At 58.0% G+C, this 21,731-nt stretch carries 23 protein-coding genes; 11 read left to right on the top strand and 12 right to left on the bottom strand.

Going from position 1 to position 21,731, the window contains the following annotated elements; all coding sequences use genetic code 11:
- Positions 1-44: 44 nt before the first annotated feature.
- The 6 genes from BCF46_RS02120 (at position 45) to BCF46_RS02100 (ending at position 3,885) form a co-directional block, all read left to right on the top strand.
- On the top strand, positions 45-785 hold the full coding sequence (locus BCF46_RS02120) for an alpha/beta fold hydrolase (protein ID WP_121021249.1): 741 nt from the start codon (positions 45-47) through the stop codon (positions 783-785).
- A gap of 89 nt (positions 786-874) precedes the next feature.
- Positions 875-1,765, top strand: a complete 891-nt coding sequence (locus BCF46_RS02115) for an alpha/beta hydrolase (RefSeq protein ID WP_245989709.1) — start codon at positions 875-877, stop codon at positions 1,763-1,765.
- A gap of 1 nt (position 1,766) precedes the next feature.
- Positions 1,767-2,207, top strand: coding sequence for a VOC family protein (locus BCF46_RS02110; RefSeq protein WP_121021245.1), 441 nt, complete (start codon positions 1,767-1,769; stop codon positions 2,205-2,207).
- A gap of 10 nt (positions 2,208-2,217) precedes the next feature.
- Positions 2,218-2,844: a hypothetical protein gene (locus tag BCF46_RS02105; protein WP_121021243.1), complete on the top strand. Its 627-nt coding sequence runs from the start codon at positions 2,218-2,220 to the stop codon at positions 2,842-2,844.
- Positions 2,841-3,197, top strand: a complete 357-nt coding sequence (locus BCF46_RS19855; protein WP_211332761.1) for a hypothetical protein — start codon at positions 2,841-2,843, stop codon at positions 3,195-3,197. Before BCF46_RS02105 ends, BCF46_RS19855 begins: the two co-directional genes overlap by 4 nt.
- Complete coding sequence (locus tag BCF46_RS02100; RefSeq protein ID WP_121021241.1) at positions 3,190-3,885, top strand: alpha/beta fold hydrolase; 696 nt, start codon at positions 3,190-3,192, stop codon at positions 3,883-3,885. The genes BCF46_RS19855 and BCF46_RS02100 overlap by 8 nt, the downstream gene beginning before the upstream one ends.
- Here the strand turns inward: BCF46_RS02100 and phaZ are convergent.
- The gene (gene phaZ, locus BCF46_RS02095) at positions 3,882-5,165 is read right to left on the bottom strand and encodes a polyhydroxyalkanoate depolymerase (RefSeq protein ID WP_121021239.1); all 1,284 of its coding nucleotides are present in this window, start codon (positions 5,163-5,165) and stop codon (positions 3,882-3,884) included. The two genes, BCF46_RS02100 and phaZ, sit on opposite strands and share 4 nt — an antisense overlap.
- Positions 5,166-5,279: 114 nt before the next feature.
- Here phaZ and BCF46_RS02090 point away from each other — a divergent pair, with 114 nt between their 5' ends.
- Entirely contained in the window at positions 5,280-7,091 is a 1,812-nt protein-coding gene (locus BCF46_RS02090; RefSeq protein ID WP_121021237.1) for a PHA/PHB synthase family protein, read from the top strand.
- 205 nt (positions 7,092-7,296) lie between these two features.
- Positions 7,297-7,746, top strand: coding sequence for a phasin, PhaP (locus tag BCF46_RS02085; protein WP_121021235.1), 450 nt, complete (start codon positions 7,297-7,299; stop codon positions 7,744-7,746).
- A 98-nt stretch (positions 7,747-7,844) separates the two neighbouring features.
- On the opposite strand, the gene BCF46_RS02080 is transcribed toward BCF46_RS02085, so the two are convergent.
- Positions 7,845-8,444, bottom strand: coding sequence for a hypothetical protein (locus tag BCF46_RS02080; RefSeq protein WP_121021233.1), 600 nt, complete (start codon positions 8,442-8,444; stop codon positions 7,845-7,847).
- Between the two features lie 174 nt (positions 8,445-8,618).
- Between BCF46_RS02080 and phaR the strand changes: the two genes are divergently transcribed.
- Both phaR and trhA read left to right on the top strand, forming a co-directional pair.
- The gene (gene phaR, locus BCF46_RS02075; RefSeq protein ID WP_245989708.1) at positions 8,619-9,185 is read left to right on the top strand and encodes a polyhydroxyalkanoate synthesis repressor PhaR; all 567 of its coding nucleotides are present in this window, start codon (positions 8,619-8,621) and stop codon (positions 9,183-9,185) included.
- A gap of 72 nt (positions 9,186-9,257) precedes the next feature.
- Positions 9,258-9,905, top strand: a complete 648-nt coding sequence (gene trhA / locus BCF46_RS02070; protein ID WP_121021231.1) for a PAQR family membrane homeostasis protein TrhA — start codon at positions 9,258-9,260, stop codon at positions 9,903-9,905.
- Here trhA and BCF46_RS02065 read toward each other — a convergent pair.
- The gene (locus BCF46_RS02065; protein ID WP_121021229.1) at positions 9,902-11,284 is read right to left on the bottom strand and encodes an aminotransferase; all 1,383 of its coding nucleotides are present in this window, start codon (positions 11,282-11,284) and stop codon (positions 9,902-9,904) included. The genes trhA and BCF46_RS02065 overlap by 4 nt on opposite strands.
- A gap of 91 nt (positions 11,285-11,375) precedes the next feature.
- Between BCF46_RS02065 and BCF46_RS02060 the strand changes: the two genes are divergently transcribed.
- A complete protein-coding gene (locus tag BCF46_RS02060; RefSeq protein ID WP_121021227.1) occupies positions 11,376-12,344 on the top strand; it encodes a LysR family transcriptional regulator in 969 nt (322 codons plus the stop codon).
- On the opposite strand, the gene BCF46_RS02055 is transcribed toward BCF46_RS02060, so the two are convergent.
- From BCF46_RS02055 to BCF46_RS02015, 9 genes are all read right to left on the bottom strand, one after another.
- Positions 12,341-13,525, bottom strand: coding sequence for a DegT/DnrJ/EryC1/StrS family aminotransferase (locus BCF46_RS02055; protein WP_245989701.1), 1,185 nt, complete (start codon positions 13,523-13,525; stop codon positions 12,341-12,343). The genes BCF46_RS02060 and BCF46_RS02055 overlap by 4 nt on opposite strands.
- 73 nt (positions 13,526-13,598) lie before the next feature.
- Positions 13,599-14,894, bottom strand: a complete 1,296-nt coding sequence (locus tag BCF46_RS02050) for an NAD(P)/FAD-dependent oxidoreductase (RefSeq protein WP_121021225.1) — start codon at positions 14,892-14,894, stop codon at positions 13,599-13,601.
- The gene (locus BCF46_RS02045; protein ID WP_121021223.1) at positions 14,891-16,273 is read right to left on the bottom strand and encodes a glutamine synthetase family protein; all 1,383 of its coding nucleotides are present in this window, start codon (positions 16,271-16,273) and stop codon (positions 14,891-14,893) included. The genes BCF46_RS02050 and BCF46_RS02045 overlap by 4 nt, the downstream gene beginning before the upstream one ends.
- Positions 16,263-16,964: a type 1 glutamine amidotransferase gene (locus BCF46_RS02040; protein ID WP_121021221.1), complete on the bottom strand. Its 702-nt coding sequence runs from the start codon at positions 16,962-16,964 to the stop codon at positions 16,263-16,265. The genes BCF46_RS02045 and BCF46_RS02040 overlap by 11 nt, the downstream gene beginning before the upstream one ends.
- Positions 16,965-17,079: 115 nt before the next feature.
- Positions 17,080-18,414, bottom strand: a complete 1,335-nt coding sequence (locus tag BCF46_RS02035; RefSeq protein WP_121021219.1) for a glutamine synthetase family protein — start codon at positions 18,412-18,414, stop codon at positions 17,080-17,082.
- Between the two features lie 3 nt (positions 18,415-18,417).
- Entirely contained in the window at positions 18,418-19,224 is an 807-nt protein-coding gene (locus BCF46_RS02030; RefSeq protein WP_121021218.1) for an ABC transporter permease, read from the bottom strand.
- The gene (locus tag BCF46_RS02025; protein WP_121021216.1) at positions 19,221-20,087 is read right to left on the bottom strand and encodes an ABC transporter permease; all 867 of its coding nucleotides are present in this window, start codon (positions 20,085-20,087) and stop codon (positions 19,221-19,223) included. Before BCF46_RS02025 ends, BCF46_RS02030 begins: the two co-directional genes overlap by 4 nt.
- An 81-nt stretch (positions 20,088-20,168) precedes the next feature.
- A complete protein-coding gene (locus BCF46_RS02020) occupies positions 20,169-20,900 on the bottom strand; it encodes a transporter substrate-binding domain-containing protein (RefSeq protein WP_121021214.1) in 732 nt (243 codons plus the stop codon).
- Between the two features lie 39 nt (positions 20,901-20,939).
- Positions 20,940-21,719 carry an ABC transporter ATP-binding protein gene (locus tag BCF46_RS02015; protein WP_121021212.1) on the bottom strand — a complete coding sequence of 260 codons (780 nt, stop codon included), beginning with the start codon at positions 21,717-21,719 and terminating at the stop codon, positions 20,940-20,942.
- Positions 21,720-21,731: the final 12 nt, after the last annotated feature.

Below are 21,731 nucleotides of genomic sequence, written 5' to 3'. Positions count from 1 at the left end.
AGCGGAGCCGCTAGCGTGACCAAAACCGTATTTGAGGAGGGGGTATGCCCGACTATCTCGACACCGCGGCGGGCCGCCGCATTGCCTATCATCATAGTGCGGGAACAGGCCCGGGCATCGTGTTTCTGGGTGGCTTCAAATCCGACATGGACGGCACGAAGGCCATCCATCTGGAAGCATGGGCCAAGGCTCAAGGCCGCGCTTTTTTGCGGTTCGATTATTCCGGCCATGGAAGCTCGTCGGGGAGTTTCACGGATGGCGCAATTGGGGATTGGGCCGAGGACGCTCAAGCCGCGGTCGAGGCGCTGACGGACGGACCGCAAATCCTTGTCGGCTCGTCGATGGGGGGCTGGATTTCGCTGTTGATGACCAAACGCATTCCTGAACGCATCGCGGCACTGGTCACCATCGCCGCCGCGCCGGACTTTACCGAAGACAGCATGTGGGGCGGCTTTACACACGCGCAAAAAGCCGAGCTCGACGCAGGGCAGGTGGCCTTGCCGTCGGACTATGGCGAGCCCTACATCATCACCAAACGGTTGATCGAAGACGGGCGCGACAATCTGGTGCTGCGCGCGCCGTTGCCGCTGCCGTTTCCGGTGCGTTTCTTGCAAGGAACGGCGGACGCGGATGTGGACATGTCGGTGGCGTTGCGCTTGCTGGATCATGCGGACGGGCCTGATATGCGGCTGACGCTGTTGAAAGATGCCGATCACCGCTTCTCTGACGGGCCCGCGCTGGACTTGATTGAGGCTGCCGTCACCGATGTGCTTGGGGCAATCTGATGCAGGCGTTCGGGAAATGGCTAGGGCGAATTCTACTGGCTTTGTTCATCCTCGGCGGTGCCATTTGGTTTTTTGTGCCTAGAGAGCCAGTGGATACACAAATCTCTTTCAAGGATAGCGCATTAGGAGAGGATCTTGACGCTTATCTGGCACGCTCCGAGGCCCAGTTTGACGACATTACCGAAGGTGTCGAAAAGCGCATCGTATGGGCTGGCGACAAGGGCGTGCGGACTCCACTGTCTATCATCTATATCCACGGTTTCTCGGCCACGTCAGAGGAGATCAGGCCGGTCCCGGACAAGCTTGCTCAACAGCTTGGCGCGAACCTCTTCTATGCGCGCCTAAGTGGGCATGGACGCGGTGGTCTGGCTATGGCCGAACCAGTAGCGGGTGATTGGCTGGAGGACACAGCCGAGGCGTTGGCCATTGGTCGGCGCATCGGGGACGAAGTGATCGTAATTGCCACCTCGACCGGCGGCACGGCAACGGCGATTGCGGCAACCAACCCAGCCTTGATGGCGCAGGTCAAAGGCATTGCGATGATCTCGCCCAACTTCCGCGTCCGCTCTCCTGCCAACGTTATTTTGGAATGGCCCTTGGCGCGGAGTTGGGCGGCGATTGTTGCCGGGACCGAGCGCAGTTTTGCCCCAATAAACGACGCACACGGGAAATATTGGACGACGCTTTACCCAACGACGGCGCTGATCCCTATGGCCGCGCTGGTCAAATTTGCCCGCAACGCTGATTATTCCAAGGTCACCACGCCCGTATTGTTCGTATTCTCAGATCAAGACGGGGTGGTATCGGCCGAAACCACCCGTGCAATCTCCACTAAGTGGGGCGGGCCGGTGGAGTTGGCTCCACGTGTTATGGGAGAGGGAGACGATCCGTTTAACCATGTCATCGCAGGTGATATTCTAAGCCCCGGGCAGACTGATGGAACGGTCGAGCTACTGAAGATTTGGATCGAAGGGTTATAAGATGGAGCAACGGGTATCCCTAATCACGCTGGGCGTCGATGATATGGAGCGCTCCGCAGCGTTTTACGAAGCGCTAGGCTGGACACGTACTGAAAGCCCAGACGGGGTGATTGCGTTTGACATGATCGGCCAGACATTGGGGTTGTACTCAAAGGTTGCTTTGGCCGCAGAACTAGGGGTCGAGGAAAGCGGTATTGGCGGGTTCTCGGGCATAACGCTGGCACAAAACGTGCGCACCAAGGACGACGTGGCAAAGGTTTTGGCTGAGGTCGACGAGGCCGGCGGCAAGGTTTTGAAACCAGCCCAAGACGTGTTTTGGGGTGGGCATCATGGATATTTTGCAGACCCAGATGGCCATGTCTGGGAAGTTGCGCACAATCCGTTTTCGCCATTGCGCGAAGGCGATGGGGCATTTCGCTGGAATGGGTATGGTGAGGCGTAAACCCGCCTCCATGTGGTCCTTGGAGACTTTGGGCCGCGAGCGGCTGTCCAAGTATTTCTTTATGCGGGAGTTTTTGTATTCCGAGATCGGAAACTTTCACCAAGTTCAGAATATTCCCGAGGATATTGACCTGACATTGCAAGTCGGGCGGGCGTTTTGCACAGAATTACTTGACCCGCTGCATGAAACTTTTGGCTGCGTTACAGTGCGCTCTGGTTACCGCTCGCCTTTGCTCAACCGCTACGGCAACGAGAATAAGCTGAACTGCGCGCGCAATAACTATCCCGGTGAGTGCCACATCTGGGATCGCTCGCCGGATGCGCCGATTGGTGGGGCGACGATTGTGATCCCTTGGTTCGCCGATCAATACGCACAAGGCCGCGACTGGCGCGATCTGGCGTATTGGATCCACGATCATCTGCCCTATTCGGAGCAGTGGTATTTCCCCAAACTGGCCGCCTTTAACCTGACATGGGAGCCCACGCCGCGTCGCACCATTTCCAGTTATATCGCCCCGCGCGGCAAATTGGTGGCGGCGGGGGTGGAGCCACCGGAAGATCGCGAAACACGCGCCGAGAGATACACCGATTTTCCACGCTTTCGCGGGATCGCTCAACCCGCTATCCCTGAGACATGAACAAGCGGGTTTTAGATGGCGCGACCACGCACCCAACACTCGTTGTCCCTGAAAAACGCGCGTGGATTGTTGATGAGGTCAAACTGACTTGGACCATTGCCGTAGTCGCTTCGATTGTGAATTGCATCGCGCTTGGCTTTGTCCGACAAGACAGGACAGCTAGGGAAAGCCGTATGACACACCAAAGATATTACCCAGACGCCTGCAAGGCGGTGCCGCGGGTTTTTATATTCGAACGAAACTTTAAGTCGATCACTCGATATATGCGTTCTTCTTGTTGTTTCGCGATATTTTCTGCTGTTGGTCACGCAACCCCCTGCATCGGGGTCTTTGAAGGAGTTACCAATGCCTGAACCCCTTGTTTTGTTGCCTGGCATGATGTGTGATGCGCGGCTATACGGCCCTCAAATCAAGGCGCTTGGGCGTGATCGCGCAATCCATATTGCGCCGATCTCATCGCATGAAACCGTGGAGGCGTTGGCCACGGAAGTGCTCGCCTCCGCTCCACAATCATTCGCTTTGGCGGGGCTGTCCATGGGCGGAATCGTGGCGATGGAGGTGGTGCGTCGTGCACCAACCCGTGTCACGCGCCTGGCGCTGATGGATACCAACGCGCTGGCCGAAACGCCCGCCTACGCCGCCGCGCGCGAGCCACAGATCGCACGTGTTCTGGCGGGATCGTTGGTCGAGGTGATGCGTGATGAGATGAAGCCGGATTACCTTGCACCCGGATCGGGACGGCAGGCGGTGCTGGATCTGGTCATGGATATGGCACTGGAGATGGGCGAGGGGGTGTTCTTGCGCCAATCCCGCGCCCTACAGCGCAGGCCTGACCAGCAGAACGTCCTGCGAAAGCTGAAGATACCGACGCTGGTTTTGTGCGGGGAGCATGACAGGTTGTGTCCGGTGGCCCGCCATCAATTCATGGCGGACCTGATCTTTACCGCGACACTAAATGTGATTCCAGACGCCGGACATTTACCAACTCTGGAACAGCCCGAGGCGGTCAACGCCGCCTTGAAGCAGTGGCTAGAGACCTAGGCCTTCTTTTTCTTAAGCTCTGCGACGTTGCTTTTGGCAGGCTTTGGCGCGTCAGAGTTCTCGTCGATGAAGTCCAGAACCAGTGGGCGAATATTTCGGCGCCAGCTTTTACCGGCAAAAATACCATAGTGACCGGCACCTGGTTCGACGTGAGAGGCCTTCTTGCTGTCCGGCAAACCAGTACAAAGGTCTAATGCTGCGATGCACTGACCGGGGGCTGAAATGTCATCTTCAGTCCCCTCAACTGACTTCACAGCCACCGAAGTGATCTTGCCGATGTCGACTTTTTTGCCATTCACGACGAACTGATTCTCGGCGATTTCGCGCCCTTTGAAGATGCGCTCGACGGTCGAAAGATAAAACTCTGCGGTCATATCCATGACGGCCAGGTATTCGTCGTAGAATTTATTGTGCTTGGCCTGCGCGCCGATGTCTTCTTGGGACACGGCCATGATGTGGTTCTTAAACGCAGTGCCGTGGCGTTCTGCATTCATCGACATAAACGACGCCAACTGAAGCAGACCCGGATAGACCATACGACCCACGCCGTTATATTTGAAACCAACGCGCTGAATTGCGGTTTCTTCCAATTGGCCCATTGTGATGCGACGGCCAAAGTCGGTGACGTCGGTGGCGGCTGCATCAGGGTCAATTGGACCACCGATCAAGGTCAGTGACCGTGGCTGCGCTTTTGGATCTTCTTCCGCAAGGTAGGCAGTCGCGGCCAGAGCCAACGGGGCAGGCTGACAGACGGCAATCACATGCGTGTCTGGCCCCATTTCTTTCATGAAATCAACGAGGTAAAGGGTATAGTCTTCAATGTCGAACTTGCCTTCGCTGACAGGGATGTCGCGGGCATTGTGCCAGTCCGTGATGTAGACTTCGGCCTCTGGCAACAGGCTGACAACGGTGGAGCGCAGCAGCGTTGCGTAGTGGCCGGACATTGGAGCAACCAGAAGAATTTTTCGGTCTTTTTGTGGGCGGTCCGTGACGTTGAAGTGGATTAGATCGCCGAACGGTTTGGTCACGACACGCTCGATGTTGACAAGATGATCGCGACCATCTTCACCAACAACGGACGCGATGTTCCAGGCCGGTTTCGTCACTATGCGTGCGAAGGTGCGTTCGGTTACTTCACCCCAGGCCCCCAACATTTTGAAGAATGGATTTGGGGTCAGGGCGACGGCAGGATTGGCGCCGATGGCTTGCGCAGTTGCGCCCAACCATTGGTTGGTGACGCGCATCGTTTCCATCAGGTCATAAGTTGCCATATACTTCACAGGAGGCTCCTTTCGAGCGTAAACATTGTCCCTACGTCAATTCGTCGCTTTGCCTCCCGAGCTGGCGTACGATACTTCGCAGGTGCAGCATCAAGTTATTGTGGAACGCATCAAATGACAACCAATACTGACATACCAGACGACAATGACGCAGCTGAGAAGCTTGAGCGCCTCAATGCGAACCTTGCCAAGATGGACGAGTTGTCTAAGCGGTTGGTTGCTGCCATGGGCAAAAAAAAGTCCGCTGATCCGGGGCTTCAGGCGCCAAATCAGGATGTCTATGTTCAAGCTGCGGCGGCCTATATGGCCGAAATGATGAACAACCCATCCAAGATCCTTGAGCAACAGGTCAATTACTGGGGCAAATCGCTAAAACACTATGTGGATGCACAGCAGCAATTGGCGCATGGCAAATTGGCTCCGCCAGAGGACAAGGGGCCGACCGACCGCCGTTTCAAATCCGAGTTGTGGGACACTCACCCCTATTTCAATTTTATCAAGCAGCAATACATGCACTCCTCTGCGGCGATTACGGACGCGATGGAGAATCTTGACGGGCTAAGCGATCATGAAAAGGGGCGCGTCTCCTTCTTTACCCAACAGATCGTCGATATGTTTGCGCCGACCAATTTTCTGGCCACCAACCCTGATGCATTGTCCAAAGCGGTCGAGACCGACGGGGCGTCATTGGTACAGGGTTTGGAGAACCTCGTCCACGATATTGAGGCCAATGAGGGCGATCTGCTTGTCAGCCTAGCCGACGAAACCGCATTCAAGATCGGCGAGAATATCGCTGCGACTGAAGGCTCGGTCGTGTTCCGCAACCACATGTTCGAGCTGATTCAGTACAAGCCAACAACTGAAAAGGTCCATTCGACGCCGATCGTGATCTTCCCGCCTTGGATTAACAAGTTTTACGTCATGGATCTGAAACCGCAAAACTCGCTGATCAAGTGGCTCGTGGATCAAGGCCACACATTGTTCATCGTCTCATGGGTAAACCCAGACGAAACCTATGCCGATGTGGGCATCGACACATATGTGGACGACGGCTATCTGACCGCGTTCGAGCAAGTGAAGAAGATCACCGGCGAAAAGCAAATCAACGCTGTGGGCTACTGCATCGCGGGCACCATGCTGTCGCTGGTACTGGCGTTGATGAAAAAGCGCGGTGACAAAACAGTGAAGTCGGCCACCTTCTTCACCATGTTGTCTGACTTTGAGGACCCTGGCGAGATGGGCGTCTTTCTGGAGGATGATTTCGTCGACGGGATCGAGCGTCAGGTCGCGGACAAGGGCTTCCTGCACTCGTTCTTCATGTCGCGGACATTCTCGTACTTGCGGGCGAATGATCTGGTCTATGGGCCAGCCATTCGTAGCTACATGATGGGGGAGGCCCCTCCGGCCTTCGACCTTCTCTATTGGAACGGTGATAGCACAAACCTTCCCGGTCGCTTCGTGGTCGAGTATCTGCGTGACCTGTGTCAGGCCAACAAGCTGGCGAAAGGCACTTTCGAACTTCTGGGCGAAACCCTATCACTGGCCGATATCGAATTGCCGATCTGTGCTGTTGCCTGCGAGACCGATCATATCGCTGCTTGGCGCGGCTCCTATGCGGGAATCAAGCAATATGGATCCAAGGATAAAACCTTCATCGTCTCTGAGTCGGGCCATGTTGCAGGCATAATTAATCCACCGTCGAAGAAAAAATATGGTCACTACACCAATACCGATATGACTGGCACGCAGGATGAATGGTGGGCCGGGGCGACCTTCAGTGAGGGGTCTTGGTGGCCGCGTTGGGACGCCTGGCTATCAGGAAACTCGTCGAAAATGGTATCTGCGCGTGAGCCAGGAAGTAAGGAATTTCCTATACTTAGCCCAGCGCCGGGGACGTATGTTCAAGTGAAGTCGACCAAGAGTTAGAGTACTTATAAACCTTACCTGCAAGGCGCGGATGCGAGAAATCGTTCCGCGCCTTGTGCGTTTTAGAGGTGAATTTTGGCGGGAAATAAATTTTATGCTGCAGTGCAGAAAGTTCTTGCAATGCCGCAGTGCAGCACGTACATATGCTGCAGACGCAAACAAGACATCGGGCCGCAATTGGCCCACATAACTGGAGACCATGACAATGGCTAACAAAACACAAGACTTCACTAAAGTATTCTCCGACATGGCAGCTGCCTTCCCGGTAGACATGTCCGCTTACAACGAAGCAGTTAAAAACTCTGCTGCTCTGGGCGAAAAAATGTCCAAAGTTGCTCTGGACGCCGCAGCGACTTCCGCTGAGCTGTCCTCCAAATGGACTAAAGAAACCCTGACAAAAATGTCCGGCGTTACTAAAGCCCAAGCAGAGCCTGCAGACTATGCAAAAGCAGCAACTGACTTCGCTTCGGCACAAGCTGAAACTTCCGCAGAGCACATGGCTGCTTTCGCTGAAGTAGCGAAAAAAGTTCAAATGGAAACTGTTGAGCTGCTGATGGCTGCTGGCAAAGACATCCAAGAAGACACCTCGGCTGCTGTTAAGAAAGCAACTGACGAGCTGGCTGCTACTGCTAAAAAAGCTACTAAAGCCGCTTAAGCTTTAGGACTTAAAATACTGCCGCTTTATCCTCCCTTTAGCGTGCAGTTTATAGGGTGGGCCTAGTGCCCACCCTTTTTTTGCGCGCAGGGTAGGGGCTAGGCTTTGTTGGTGCGGCCCAACAGTTTCTTCGCTGTAACGAACATGACCAATGCCAATGTTAGCAACCCGACGGGTTGGTTCGGGTTGTAGCCGTCGATCGGTTCCATTGGTCCGCTTGCTTTGCTAATCTCGGTGGTTAGTTTTTGGGACTGCTGAGGTGTCAGGGCAATGTCGCCGCCACCTTCGGTGATCGCCTTCAATGCTGATTTCACGCCGTTCATTATAGCGACTTCGTCGCTTACCGGTGCGGTGGCTGCATTGATCAAGTCAGCGATTTTGTTCAACAAGACCAATAAATCCCTACGCAGACGGCTCATATTTCCCATTTGGCTGGTGTAGCTTTGCTTGGCCTCGTAGTTTCCGTGCTTTTTTAACGTGCTTGCGTGCGAGACATTCAGCAAACCTTCCTTCGAGCGGACGGCTTTTTCCATTGCCGCAGCATGTCCGCGCCACAGGTCGATCTTACGCGCAAGATCGGCGTGCGCGGCGGTTCCGGGCTTTATTGGTTCGGTACGGCCAAGAAGTTTGGTGAGCTCAAGATCGACTTCGGACGAGAGCCGGCGGATGGCAATCACTTGGCCTTCATAATTCAACATGAAGAAATTCCTTTTGAAATGCTGAGGTCTTAATATCGTAGACGTGACCAGATTTGCGCAAGTTGGGGTGGTTTGGCAAGCCTCGCGCGCCTGCCGAGGCGCGTTATCGCGCCCTTTCCTTTCTTATGCGCCTGCGCTAGCGTTTTTCTGCGCTGCAATATTGGGAGATATTTCGTGGGTAAAGCTGACAGTAAACCGTTGTTGATTAAACGCTACGCCTCACGGCGGCTCTACAACACAGAGACCAGCGATTATGTCACCCTCGACGATATCTCCGGATTTATCAAAGAGGGCCGTGACGTTCAGATCATAGATTTGAAATCGGGCGACGATTTAACCCGTCAGTATCTGCTCCAGATCATCGCAGATAATGAGAGTAAGGGCGAAAACGTTTTACCTATCAATGTGTTGACCGATCTTGTACGTAGCTACGCCACGAATGCGCAAAGCATGGTGCCTGACTTTCTGTCCGCCAGCTTCGAGATGCTGCGCGAAGGTCAAAGCAAGATGGTCGAGAGCATTTCCAGTCCGATGACAGCGGTCCCCGGTTTCGAGCAAATTAAAGCGCAGCAAGAGGCGTTTATGAAGTCAATGATGGGCGGTTGGACGGGCCCCGGATCTGACGATTATGCCAATACTGAGTCTGCGGCAAAAGCAGAAAAGGATGACAGCTCCGAGTTGGAGGCGATCAAAAAACAGCTCGCTGACATGCAGGCAGCGGTCGCAAAAATGGGCAAGTAGCTCCGGTAACGTTACGGAAACTTCCGTGGCGAAGGCATCGAAATCTTAGACTAAGCAGCTATGCTTTAAGGTATGGCACATTTGGACACCCCGTATCCGACCTATTCGCGCGCAGAGATTTTTGCCGACGGGCTTGTTCACGCGCTCGGACTGGGCGCATCGCTGATCGCTATCGCGCTGTTTCTTGCGTTTCGCTGGGACCACATCACAACAGGACAACTGGTGGCGCTTTGCGTCTATTGGGTGGGCCTTGTCGCGATGTTCACGGTCTCTGGAGCCTATCACATGACACCGTGGGAGCATCTGCGCGAACACTTGCGACGTGCTGATCACGCCACGATATTCCTAAAAATAGCAGGGACTTACACGCCGTTCGTCGTTACCATAGGGACCGCTTTCGGCTACCTGGTGCTAGCCGTGGTTTGGGCTTTGGCGCTGTTTGGTGCAATCACCAAATTGTTTCGCTGGTCTGCTCCCGGGCGCTGGAACGCAGCGCTGTATGTGGGGTTGGGCTGGATCAGCGTCGCGCTGATGTGGTCGATTTTCGAGACGTCGCTCGCCGCGGGCGGGTTTGCCGCAGCCGGCGGCATTCTCTACACCACCGGTATCGTGTTTTTCAAATGGGAAAGCCTGCGTTTCTCCAATGCCATCTGGCACGGCTTTGTCGTGGCGGCGTCCGGCTGCTTCTTTGCAGCCGTCAGCTTGGCCGTATCTGCCTAAACGATCTCTTCAAACACCTTGTTCAACGCGGCTTCCAGCTTCTGGAACATCTCGTCCATCTGCGGCTCGGTCATGACAAAGGCAGGGCACAACACCACGGCCTGACCCAGCGGACGACATATCAAACCGTGATCGGTGCAAGTATTTGCAATCCGTTCCGATACGCTCAAATCGCCATCGAATGGCGTTTTGGTGGCCTTATCCTTAACGGCCTCCAATGCCCCCATCAGACCTTTGCCACGGGCTTCCCCGATATGAGGGTGCTTCGCCAAACGGGCCATTTCGGCTTCGAATTTAGGGGTCAGCGTGCGGACATTGTCGATCAGCGGTGCGGCCCCGTCGGAGCCTTCCATAATCACCTCGATCGCCTTCAAGGCAACAGCGCAGCCGACGGGATGGCCGGAGGCGGTGAAGCCATGCGGGAATTCTTCAACCTCCTCGACTGCCGCTTGCAGTCGGTCGGACAACTCTGGGCCAAGGATCACTGCGCCCATCGGGAAGTAGCCTGCGGTCAGGTTCTTGGACGAGATAATCGCGTCCGGCATGAAGTCATACGCCTGACAGCCCCAATCCGATCCCGTGCGCCCGAAGCCGGTGATCACCTCGTCAGCTACCAATGGGATACCGTGTTTTTTCAGAATAGGGGCGACCGTTTTGAAATAGCCTTCGGAAGGCGGGATCACGCCACCAGCGCCCATCACAGGTTCTGCCACGAAGGCCGCGATTGTATCCGCACCTTCGCGCTCGATCACATCTTCCAATTCCTTGCCCATACGTGCGGTGAACTCGGCTTCGGTCTCGCCCTTGCGGCCTTCACGCCAATAATGTGGGCAGGTCAGGTGGATGAAGCCGTCTAACGGCAGTCCGAAGACCTCGTTATATGGCTTGCCCGTCATCGAGGCCGCGACCGCAGTCACCCCGTGATATCCGTTCTTGCGCGTCAGGATTTTGCGCCGCTCTGGCTTGCCCTCGGAGCGGCCCAGAAACCATAGCATCTTGACCATCGTGTCATTCGCCTCGGAGCCGGAGTTGGTGTAGAACACCTTGCCGCGCTTGAAGGGCGAGACTTCGATCAGCTTCTCGGACAGCATGACAGTTTGATCCGACATCCGCCCGAACAGAGAGTGGTAACCCGGGAAGCGATCATATTGCGCCTTCGCGGCCTCTGCCATGCCCTTGTGGTCAAACCCCGCGACCATGTTCCAAAGGCCGGAATTCGAGTCGAGATATTTGCGCCCATGCACGTCGACGACATAAGGGCCTTCGCCGTGTGTCAGCACCACCGTGCCGCGCTCTGCAATCGAGGGCAGGTCGGTAAAGCCGTAGAAGGAATGGGCGTCCGCGCGGGCCTCCCAAGAGTTGGGGCTATCGTCACGCATGTCTCTGGTCTCCGTGTTGAGTTGAGGGTAGCTTACGCTTGGCGCAAGACCTCGGCAATCGGGATTAGCGCCTGTGCGCTAGGGATTTCATATGGTCGACACACCGGGAAAAATTACGCTGTGGCAGATAGAAATCTTCGTCGCTGCCGCCGAAGAGCCGTCCATTACCGCCGCCGCGCGCAGATTGGGGTCCAGCCCGTCCGCCGTCAGCCAGCAGTTGTCCAATCTTGAAGCCGCCCTTGGCGCGCGGCTGCTGACACGGACGGAGCGCCCGATGCCGTTGACTCAAGCCGGAGAGTTGTTCCTGCGCCGCGCCCAGACGATTTTGCACGAAGCTGCGCTGGCAACGTCGGAGCTGACCCTCAAGGATCTCTCCGCCCGCATGCGCCTGCGGCTTGGCGTGATCGAGGATTTCGACGCCGACGTAACGCCCGCGCTGCTGACCCGGCTGGCCGAGCAAATGCCCAAGGCGCAATTCCTGCTGGAAACCGGCGCGTCGCACCGCCTGCTCGACCAGCTGGAAGCCCGCGCTTTGGATATGGCTGTAGCCGCAGAGCCGGGCGATTTGCCACCGTCCTACGAGGTCCACCCGCTGATGGAGGACCCGTTCGTCGTGGTCACCCCGCGCCGCATGGTGCGCGAGGGCGACGATTTGATGGCAACGCTCAGGGCCAACCCGCTGATCCTTTATACGTCGCGCCATGTGATGGGTCGCCAGATCGCGTCGCACCTCTCGCGGGTCAAGCTGCAAGCCTCACACCGGTTCGAGTTGGACAGCTATCACGCGATCATGGCCATGGTCGCCCGAGGCGAAGGCTGGACGATCCTGACCCCGCTCGGCGTTATGCGGGCCAAGCGGTTCATCGACCGCGTCGATGTGTTCGAGCCGCCCTTCGAGCCGCTGTCGCGCCGCATCTCGCTGATGGCGCGTGAAGGGGCCACGCAAGACATGCCCGCCCGCGTCGCGGCCGAGATGCGCCCGTTGTTCCAGCGCGATATCGTCGAGTACTGCACTCATAAGATGCCGTGGCTCAAAGATAAAATGCGGGTGTTGAGCTAGCCGCGCAGGTCTTGGGCCGCAGCTATCAGGGCGTCCGCGATATAGTCCAATTCCTCACGGGCCAGCCGCGCGGGCAGGCGGGTGTCGCAAGCTTTCGCCAGCATGGCGCGGGTTTTGGGCAGGTCCGGGACGTCGCCAGGGATGAACTGCCAGTTCCAGAATGCACGGGCATTGTCTTTCGACAGGCCAAACACCTGCGTGCTGACCCCGCGCGCTTGGGTTGCGTCCATGAACGCGCGGGCCTGTCCTTCCGAAAAGTCGTTCAGATTGAACTGGATCGAATCCGGCGCGCGCAGTTCCGGCTCAAGCGGGGCGGGAACGGTAAAGTAGCCGCTCGCCTCAAGACGCGCCGCCACATAGTCGTGATTGCTGCGCCCGTCCGCCACGCGCCGCGCCAGCTCCGGCAGTTGGGGCCTGATCACGCAAGCGCTGAGGTTCTGCATCCGCAAATTATACAGCGGCAGTTTGTTTTGCCACTTCGCCGCTTCCGCGCCGACGATCGCGTGTTTAGACCAGTTCTGCTCATACGCACCGGACATGATGACCGCGCGGGCCACCAGTTCCGCATCGTCGGTGATCATGATGCCACCTTCGCCCGCGTTGATCATCTTATAGCTTTGGAACGAGAAGCAGCCGATCTTACCCAGCGTGCCGATGTTTTGACCGTTCCATGTGGTGCCAAGCGAATGCGCGGCGTCCTCGATCACGGGCAAGCCGTGCAACTCGGCCAGTCGCAATATCGCATCCATGTCGGATGTATGCCCGCGCATGTGGCTGATCAAAACGGCGTCTGCATTGGCAATCTTGCGTTCCAGATCGTCCAGATCGACGCGGTAATTGTCGCCGACCTCGACCAGAACCGGCAGGCAGTCGGCATGAACCACCGCAGAGGGCACGGCAGCGAAGGTGAAGGCAGGAATCAACACTTTGGCGTCGCGGGGCAGGTCCAGCGCTTTCAGCGCAAGGAACAACGCGGCGGAACACGACGACACCGCCAGCGCGTATTTGGACCCCAGAAGCGCTGCGAACTCTTGCTCCAGCAGGGTGACGGGGGAATTTTTCGACGCAGTGTAGCGGAACAGATCGCCCGAACGCATCAGCGCGTCGATCGCCGCGCGCGCCGCTTCGGGGATCGGCTCTGCGTTATAGGTGTTCGGGGCTTCCATCGGGAGGTCACGCATTGCAGCTTCGCCTTTTCCAAAATTTACCTTCGGAAAATCTGTAACCTAGTTTTTGATGTTCGGAAAGGGTCTGCTAAATCCCCAGTTTGTCGCGGGTAGCATACCACGTCATCGCAAGCGCCAGCAGCGGAGAGCGCAGTGCCGCCCCACCGGGGAAGCGGCCGGTAGGAAGCCGTGCCAACCGCTCAAACCCGTCGGTGTCGCCGCGCACCGCATCCGCCAGAACCTTGCCGGTGAACCCGGCCAAGGCGACGCCATGGCCGGAATACCCTGCCGCCGCCAGCACGCCGGGTTGCGGGCGGGAGATATGGGGCAGGCGGGACATGGTGATCGCCAGCGTGCCACCCCAAGCATGGGTGATCTCTATACCTTTGAGCTGCGGAAACACCTGCTCCATCGGCTTGCGCACGACCGAGGCAATGTCCTTGGGGAAGCGATACCCATAGCTTTCCCCGCCGCCGAACAGCAGGCGGTTGTCCTCGCTCAGACGGTAGTAATTAACCACAAACTTGCTGTCAGACACGGCAATGTCGCGGCTTAGAACCTCGGCCACGCGGTCACCCAAGGGGGCCGTGGCGGCGATGAAATTGTTAATCGGCATGACGCGGGCCGCCGTCGGGCGGCTCAGGCCGGTGCCATAGCCGTTTGTGGCCTGAATGACGTGCGACGCGTTGACCTGTCCGTAATCGCAGCGCACGGAGGTGCCTTTGATCTCGTGCGCGCGGGTGGTTTCGAAGATGCGCACGCCCGCCGCCACGCAGGCCCGCGCCAACCCCAAAGCATAGCGCAACGGATGCAGATGCCCCGCGCCGTGATCCAGCGTGCCGCCCTGATACGCAGGCGCGCGGAGGATGTCGTAAAGCGCGTCCCGCGACAGGGTTTCGATCTGGTCGTAACCATACTGCTCGGCCAGATAGGCGGCCTCTGCGTGGTCATCGCGGGTCTCGCTGGCCTGCCAGTTGGCATGGGCAATGCCGGGTTTGAAACGGGCCTCCGGTGCATGGGTGGCGCAAAGATGCTTGGTCAGCGCCATGGCGTCCTGAGACATCTCCCACAACTTGCGCGCATCCTCACGACCTGCAATCTTTTCAAGAGCTTGCTGGGATTTGTTAAAGCCTGATTGCACCTGGCCGCCATTGCGCCCCGACGCCCCGAAGCCCACCCGTTGGGCGTCGATCAGCACCACGTCCAACCCCGCTTGCGCCGCATGTAGCGCGGCCGACAATCCGGTGTAGCCGCTACCAATCACGCATAGATCAGCGCGGGTTTCGCCGCGCAACGGGGCGAACGGTTCTAAAAGGTCGGCGGTCTCGGCGTACCAGCCGTCCGGATAGCTGCCCCGCCGGTCGTTGGCGTCCAGCAGGTTCATACGTTGGTAAGCAAATGCTCGCGCTCCCAAGGGGAGATCACTTGCAGGAATTCGTCATATTCCGCCGCTTTTACAATATTGTAGACACGCACGAAATCGGGATGAAGTATCTTTTGTATCTCTTTGGCGTCGCTCAATAATTCCAGCGCGGAAAACAGGTCTCGCGGGATTTCTCCCTCGCCTTCGTAAGCGTCGCCTTTGAATTCTTTGGTCGGGCGTTTGCGTTGCTTCAGCCCCAGATAGCCGCAGGCCAAAGACGCGGCGATGCCCAGATACGGGTTGCAATCCATGCCTGCCAAGCGGTTTTCCACCCGCCGCGAGTCGGCGTCGGAAATCGGCACGCGGATGCCAGTCGTGCGGTTATCACGGCCCCATTCCAGATTGATCGGGGCGGCGTGGTCTTTGACGTAGCGCCGGTAGCTGTTCACGTAGGGGGCCAGAAGGGCGATGACCGAGGGTAGGTGGTTTTGCAGTCCCGCGATGAAGTGGTGGAACGCATCCGTCTCCGCCCCGCGCGCACCGGTGAAAATGTTAGCGCCGGTTTTGCTGTCCACGACCGAGTGGTGGATATGCATCGCACTTCCCGGCTCGCCCTCGATCGGTTTAGCCATGAAAGTGGCAAAGCAGTCGTGGCGCAGGGCGGCTTCACGGATCAGGCGTTTGAAATAGAATATTTCATCCGCCAGTTTCACCGGATCGCCGTGGCGCAGGTTGATCTCCAACTGTCCCGCACCGCCTTCTTGGGTGATGCCGTCAATCTCGAAGCCCATATCTTCGGCGAAATCGTAAATGTCATCGATCACCGGGCCGAACTCGTCCACCGCGCTCATTGAATAAGCCTGACGGGCTGCGGCAGGGCGGCCGGAGCGGCCCATCATCGGCGCGATTTCTTCCGCCGGATTGATGTTGCGGGCCACAAGATAGAATTCCATCTCGGGGGCCACGACCGGCTCCCACCCTTCCTTGCGGTACAATTCCACCACGCGTTTCAACACGTTGCGCGGGGCAAAGGCGATCGGTTCGCCCGCTTGGTCAAAGGCGTCGTGGATCACCTGAAGCGTCCAGTCGCCGGTCCACGGGGCGGCGCTGGCGGTGCTCATGTCCGGCTTCAAGACCATATCCGGCTCGGTAAAGCCGCCTTCGCCTGCGGCCTCGCCCCAACCACCGGTGATGGTCTGGAAATAGATCGAGTTGGGAAGGAAGAACTGTGCCTGCCGCGCAAATTTGGAAGCCGGAACTGCCTTGCCCCGCGCGATGCCTGGCAGGTCGGATACAATGCATTCGACCTCATCCAAGCGGTGCCCTTGCAGATACGCGGCTGCCGCTTCGGGCAGGTGCGTCATCCAGTCGACATCTCTGACCTTGGGTTTAGCTGGCATGGGCGACCTCTCGGGGTTGCTTGAAGAACGCGGCGATCTTGGTGCCGAGGACGTGGTTGTCAGTGTCATGCGACACGCTTTTTGCTGCGCGGTCCATCACGTCGTCGGGATAGTCGGCACTGCCTTTGCGCAGGCGGACATATTCACCGATGATAGGACCACCAAACTCGGGGTGCGGCTGGACGGTATAGGCGCGGGTGTCGTAGACCAGAGCGGCGTTCTCGCAGAAGTCGTTTGAAGCGACTGCCTTGGCGCCTTCGGGCAGCCGCAGCACCTGATCCTGATGCCATGCGTTCAGCTTCACGGGGCCAAGGTCGTCGAAATTGTAATCGGTGAGGCCGATGGCCCAACCGCCGTTAAACTTCTCGACATGGCCGCCAAGGGCTTGCGCGATGATCTGGTGGCCAAAGCAGATGCCGACCATCGGCACATGCGCCGCGTAGGCTTGCCGGATGAATGTCTCTAATAGCGGGATGAAGGCGTGGTCTTCATAGGCCCCGTGGCGCGATCCGGTTAGCAGCCAGCCATCGCAATCGTGGATATTGGTGGGGAATTGCAGATGCTCCACATCGTAATCCTCGAAGGTGAAGTCATGGCCGTCGAGCAAGGCATGAAACATGCCGGGATAATCCCCGAACTTTTCTGCCACTTCGGGGGCTGCGTGACCGCAGGTTAGTATGCCGATTTTCATCTGTGCCTCTTTGAGCGTGTCTTTGGTGAGGCTATCCGAGCGTTTTGAAGCTGGATAGGGGGGCTATGCCTTCGGCGAGAATATTTTTGCCAAGATGAAACCCAAGGAATCAGCGCTAGACCGTGTCGAGATACAGGTCGATGCGCTCGGCCTCGGTCAGCTCCTCGTAATATTGGCATTCCTGCTTCTTGGTCATCAGGAAGTTGCGGATCAGCTGGCGCGGCAGGATGCGGTGCAACAACTCCGAGTTCTCAAAGGCGGCGATGGCGTCGGGCCAAGTGGTGGGCAACTGCGGCAGATCGGCTTCGTAGGCGGATCCGGTGATCGGCGCGGGGGCCTCCATCTCATCCTCCAGCCCGACCAGAGCCGCGCCCAAGACCGCGGCCAGCATCAGATAAGGGTTGATGTCGCCGCCCGCGACGCGGTGCTCGATCCGGCGGGCCTGATGGGCACCGGCGGGTACGCGAATGGCGGCGGTGCGGTTCTCATAGGCCCAAGCGATGCCCGTGGGGGCATGCGCGCCGGGCGTGAAGCGTTCGTAGCTGTTGCCGTGGGGGGCGAGGATCAACATCGAGGCGGGCATGGCCGCGATGCATCCGGCAATGGCATGGCGCAGGGCGGGGGTGCCTTCCTCGCCGCCATTGTCGAATATGTTTTTGCCAGCGTCATCAAGGATCGAGAAATGCGTGTGCATGCCCGTACCGGTGTGCTCCACATAGGGTTTCGCCATGAAGCTGGCGGCAAACCCGTGTCTGCGGGCCAACCCGTGGATCAGCAGTTTGAACAACCAAGCGTCGTCGGCGGCCTTCATCGCGTCATCGGTGTGCACGAGGTTGATCTCGTATTGCCCCATTCCGGCTTCCGAGATGGCGGTTTCGGCGGGGATGTCCATGGCCTCGCAGGCGTCATATAGCTCGGTGAAGAAGTCGTCGAACATGTCCAGCGCGCGCATCGACAAGACCTCGCCGCCCAAGCGGCGTTTGCCGGAGCGCGGCGAAGGGGGCGGTTGCAGATCCTCGCCGGAATCGTCGATCAGGTAGAATTCCAACTCGGTCGCCACAACGGGGCGCAGGCCTTTCTCGGAAAACCGGTCGATCACGGATTTAAGCGCGTGACGTGGGTCGCCCTGAAACGGCGTGCCGTCTTCAAGAAACATCCACATCGGCAGCAGTGCAGACGGGTTGGCAAGCCACGGCATTGGCACAAAGCCGCGTTCAGTCGGCATCAGCACGCCGTCACGGTCGCCGGACGCGAAGACCAGCGGGCTGTCTTCAATATCCTCGCCCCAGATGTCGACGTTTAGCACAGACATCGGCATGCGCGAGCCGTCGGTGGTCAGCTTATGGGCAAAGCGGGTGGGCATACGCTTGCCGCGGGCCTGACCGTTCAGATCTGCGACCGCAGCGCGAATATTGCGCACGGTGGGGTTGTCGCGAAGCCAGCTGTCCATATTTTACCTGATGATTTGGGGGCGATAACGGATCTTGCGCCGTTGGTCTTGTGGGAGGTGGCGGTTCAAATATCTGTTTACAAGCCCGAACGCGGTGATGACGACCAGCGTCAGCAAAATAAAGTACCCCGCCACAATCGGGTAGGGCACGAAGGGATTAAAGGTCTTGTCCGCAAAGTAGCTGGCGTAATAGAGCGCGTCGCCTTTTTGCTGGAATGCGGGGAAGCCGGAGAAGAACACCAGCGTGGTGGCGTGGAACAGGAAGATCGCCTCGTTGGTATAGGCGGGCCATGCGAGGCGTAGCATCGTCGGCCACACAACGCGGCGAAAGCGGGTCCAGCCGGCCATGCCGTAAGCGTCTGCAGCCTCGACCTCGCCTTTGGGGACCGAGCGCAGCGCGCCGTAGAGTATCTCGGCGGAATAGGCGGCGGTGTTGAGGAAGAGCACGATCAGCGCACCTGCCCAAGCAGAGGTCAGCCAAGAGAAGCCGCCGGTGGATTGCTTGAGGTTGAGGAACAGGAAATAGGCAAGGAAGAACTGGATGAACAGCGGCGAGCCACGGAAAATCAGGATGAACCAGTCGGCGGGCTTGCGGAACCACGGGTTTTGGGCGGCCTTGGCGACCGCCAGCAGGTTAGCGAGGAAAAACCCTGCGATCAGGGCCAGCAGCCCGAAATAAATGTTCCAGATCATGCCGGAGCCGATCAGTGTCACTTGCTGGCAAATGGTGAAGTCATCGCGCGGCAGCAGGCGTTCGCCATAGCCGAGACTGCGGAAGGCGTAAGCCTGAACGGTGTCCCAGCAGCTCACGACGCGCCGCCCAAAGTGGCTTGGCCGTGAGTGAGGCGTTTCATGATGCGCTCCAGCACAAATTCGGACAATTTGGTGAACCCGAGATAGAAGACCAGCAGGACAAGGAAGTACCACAGCCGCCAGTCGCCGTGCGGGTAGTCGGTGAAGCGCGGGGTTTTGGTTCCACCGAGTTCACGCGCCCAGTAGACGATGTCCTCGACACCCAACAGGAACAACAGCGGCGTGGCCTTGATAAGTACCATCCACAGGTTGCTGAGGCCGGGCAGGGCGTAGACCCACATTTGCGGCACGGTAACGCGGCGGAAGGTCTGCGCGGCGGTCATCCCGTAGGCCTGTGCGGTTTCGATCTGGGCCTTGGGCACGGCATTCATCGCGCCATACAGCACGTTGGCGGCGAAGGCCCCGAAGACGATGGCGAAGGTCAGCACGGCGGTGAAGAAGCCGTAGACCTCATGCACCCATTGCGGTGCGTTGCCCAATGGCAGCTTGGCGGCTTGGCAGACGACGAAATCGTTGCCTTGGCGGATTGGCTGGTCCCAGTCGGGGCACAGATATTGGTGGCGCATCCACTCGAAGCCCTGATCCAGCGCGATCACGAAGAACAGGAAAAACGCGATATCCGGCACGCCGCGCACGATCGAGATGTAGCTTTTGCCGAACAAGCGGATGGGCAGAACGCGGGATCGGGCGGCAACTGCGCCGCCAAAGCCGAACATCAGTGCGGCAGGCGCAGTGATCGCCAGCAAGATCAGCACGGTGCCAAACGCCCAATAGAAGCCCATATGCTTGCCCGTGGTCAGGTAGCAGCTGAGCCAGGACAGGCCCTCTAGGGTTGATGGATCGGCGCAATAGCTAAAGATGGGGGAGCCTGTCGAGAGGTCGGAATTAGGTATTTATAAAGCAGTGATGGGGTGAAGCCGTGTGCCTCACCCCAATAGTTTTTAGAATGTGGCGCCGTCTGGCAGGTGCTTGGTGATCAGCGCGTTCAGGGAGCCATCAGCCTTCATCGACTGGATGGCTTTGTTGAACTTCTCTTTCAACTCGCCGTCGCTTTCGCGCAGACCGATGCCGATACCGCCGCCGATCAGCTCTTCCTGGCTCAACAGAACCAGATTGCCATCTGCTTCGGCAATCGGAGCGAGAAACGACTTGTCGGCCAGAACGGCGTCAGCTTCGCCGTTTTTGACGGCTGCAACCGTTTCCTCGGGAGTCGCGAACTCGACCAGAGTAACGCCATCCAAAGAGGCCACATGGCTGGCCTGAATGGTGGAGGCTTGCGCTGCGATCACGCCCGATGACAGATCTACATCGGCGGACATCACAAGATAGGAGGATGGATCCGGCTGAGTGTAGGGATCGGTGAAGTCGATGACTTCGTCACGCTCGTCGGTGATCGACATGCCAGCGATGATCGTGTCGTAGTTGCCGGAGACGAGGTTCGGAATGATGCTGTCCCACTCGTTGGTGACCCACTCGCAGGTCAGCTCGGCGCGTTTGCACAGCTCGTCGCCCAGTTCGCGCTCGAACCCGTCGACTTCGCCAGCATCGTTGATGAAGTTGTAGGGAGGGTATGCGCCTTCTGTGCCCATACGGATGGTTTTGCCGTGGCCGTCAGCCAGAGCGAAGCCGGCGGACATTACCAGCGCGGTGGTGGCAAGGATCAGATTTTTCATGTTGGATTCTCCTAGTTTGTGGATCGTTCTTAAAGTTGATTATGCCGGAACGGTGGCGCTTAGAAATTGCTGCAATCGCTCCGTTTTGGGTGCACCGAACAACTCGGCTGGCGCGCCTTCTTCTTCGATCTTACCTTGATGCAGGAAGATCACGTGATCGCTGACATCTGCCGCAAGGCGCATGTCGTGGGTCACGATAATCATGGTGCGGCCCTCAGCGGCGAGGTCTTTGATCACCTTCACCACCTCTTGCTCCAGCTCGGGATCAAGCGCGGAGGTCGGCTCGTCAAACAGTAGCGCTTTGGGCTCCATGCACAGCGCGCGCGCGATAGCCGCGCGTTGCTGTTGCCCTCCGGACATCTGGGCGGGGTAGACATCGCATTTATCGCCGATGCCCACTTTATCCAGCAGGGCACGGGCGCGGGTTTCGACCACCGCGCGGTCCTCGCCCAAAACAGTCACCGGGGCTTCCATGACGTTTTGCAGGATCGTCATATGCGCCCACAGGTTGAACTGCTGGAAGACCATCGAGAGGTTTGTACGGATGCGCGTGACCTGGGCGTGGTCGGCGGGATGGCGGCTCATGGCGCTGCCTTTCCACGTGACCGGTTCCCCGCAAAACAGGATCTCGCCTTGCTGGCTATCCTCCAGCAGATTGGCGCAGCGCAGCAATGTGGATTTGCCGGAGCCAGAGGAGCCGATCAGCGACACCACGTCGCCTGCTTGCGCAGAGACAGAGACGCCCTTCAGAACCTCCAAGGTGCCATATGCCTTGTGCAGGTCACGGATTTCTAAAACGGGAGGTGTGTTGGCAGACACGAAAACTCGCAG

This window comes from Litoreibacter meonggei (genome assembly GCF_003663885.1).
Taxonomy (GTDB): domain Bacteria; phylum Pseudomonadota; class Alphaproteobacteria; order Rhodobacterales; family Rhodobacteraceae; genus Litoreibacter; species Litoreibacter meonggei.
This window is presented reverse-complemented; position numbering and strand designations above follow the sequence as displayed.

Coding starts and splice junctions, on each gene's coding strand:
- BCF46_RS02035 (WP_121021219.1), bottom strand. CDS start 18,414: ATGGACAGCTGGCTTCGCGACAACCCCACCGTGCGCAATATTCGCGCT.
- BCF46_RS02050 (WP_121021225.1), bottom strand. CDS start 14,894: ATGAACCTGCTGGACGCCAACGACCGGCGGGGCAGCTATCCGGACGGC.
- BCF46_RS02080 (WP_121021233.1), bottom strand. CDS start 8,444: ATGTTGAATTATGAAGGCCAAGTGATTGCCATCCGCCGGCTCTCGTCC.
- BCF46_RS02110 (WP_121021245.1), top strand. CDS start 1,767: ATGGAGCAACGGGTATCCCTAATCACGCTGGGCGTCGATGATATGGAG.
- trhA (WP_121021231.1), top strand. CDS start 9,258: ATGGCACATTTGGACACCCCGTATCCGACCTATTCGCGCGCAGAGATT.
- BCF46_RS02020 (WP_121021214.1), bottom strand. CDS start 20,900: ATGAAAAATCTGATCCTTGCCACCACCGCGCTGGTAATGTCCGCCGGC.
- BCF46_RS19855 (WP_211332761.1), top strand. CDS start 2,841: ATGAACAAGCGGGTTTTAGATGGCGCGACCACGCACCCAACACTCGTT.
- BCF46_RS02090 (WP_121021237.1), top strand. CDS start 5,280: ATGACAACCAATACTGACATACCAGACGACAATGACGCAGCTGAGAAG.
- BCF46_RS02045 (WP_121021223.1), bottom strand. CDS start 16,273: ATGCCAGCTAAACCCAAGGTCAGAGATGTCGACTGGATGACGCACCTG.
- BCF46_RS02065 (WP_121021229.1), bottom strand. CDS start 11,284: ATGCGTGACGATAGCCCCAACTCTTGGGAGGCCCGCGCGGACGCCCAT.
- BCF46_RS02100 (WP_121021241.1), top strand. CDS start 3,190: ATGCCTGAACCCCTTGTTTTGTTGCCTGGCATGATGTGTGATGCGCGG.
- BCF46_RS02085 (WP_121021235.1), top strand. CDS start 7,297: ATGGCTAACAAAACACAAGACTTCACTAAAGTATTCTCCGACATGGCA.
- BCF46_RS02120 (WP_121021249.1), top strand. CDS start 45: ATGCCCGACTATCTCGACACCGCGGCGGGCCGCCGCATTGCCTATCAT.
- BCF46_RS02055 (WP_245989701.1), bottom strand. CDS start 13,525: ATGCGTGACCTCCCGATGGAAGCCCCGAACACCTATAACGCAGAGCCG.
- BCF46_RS02105 (WP_121021243.1), top strand. CDS start 2,218: ATGTGGTCCTTGGAGACTTTGGGCCGCGAGCGGCTGTCCAAGTATTTC.
- BCF46_RS02040 (WP_121021221.1), bottom strand. CDS start 16,964: ATGAAAATCGGCATACTAACCTGCGGTCACGCAGCCCCCGAAGTGGCA.
- BCF46_RS02060 (WP_121021227.1), top strand. CDS start 11,376: ATGGTCGACACACCGGGAAAAATTACGCTGTGGCAGATAGAAATCTTC.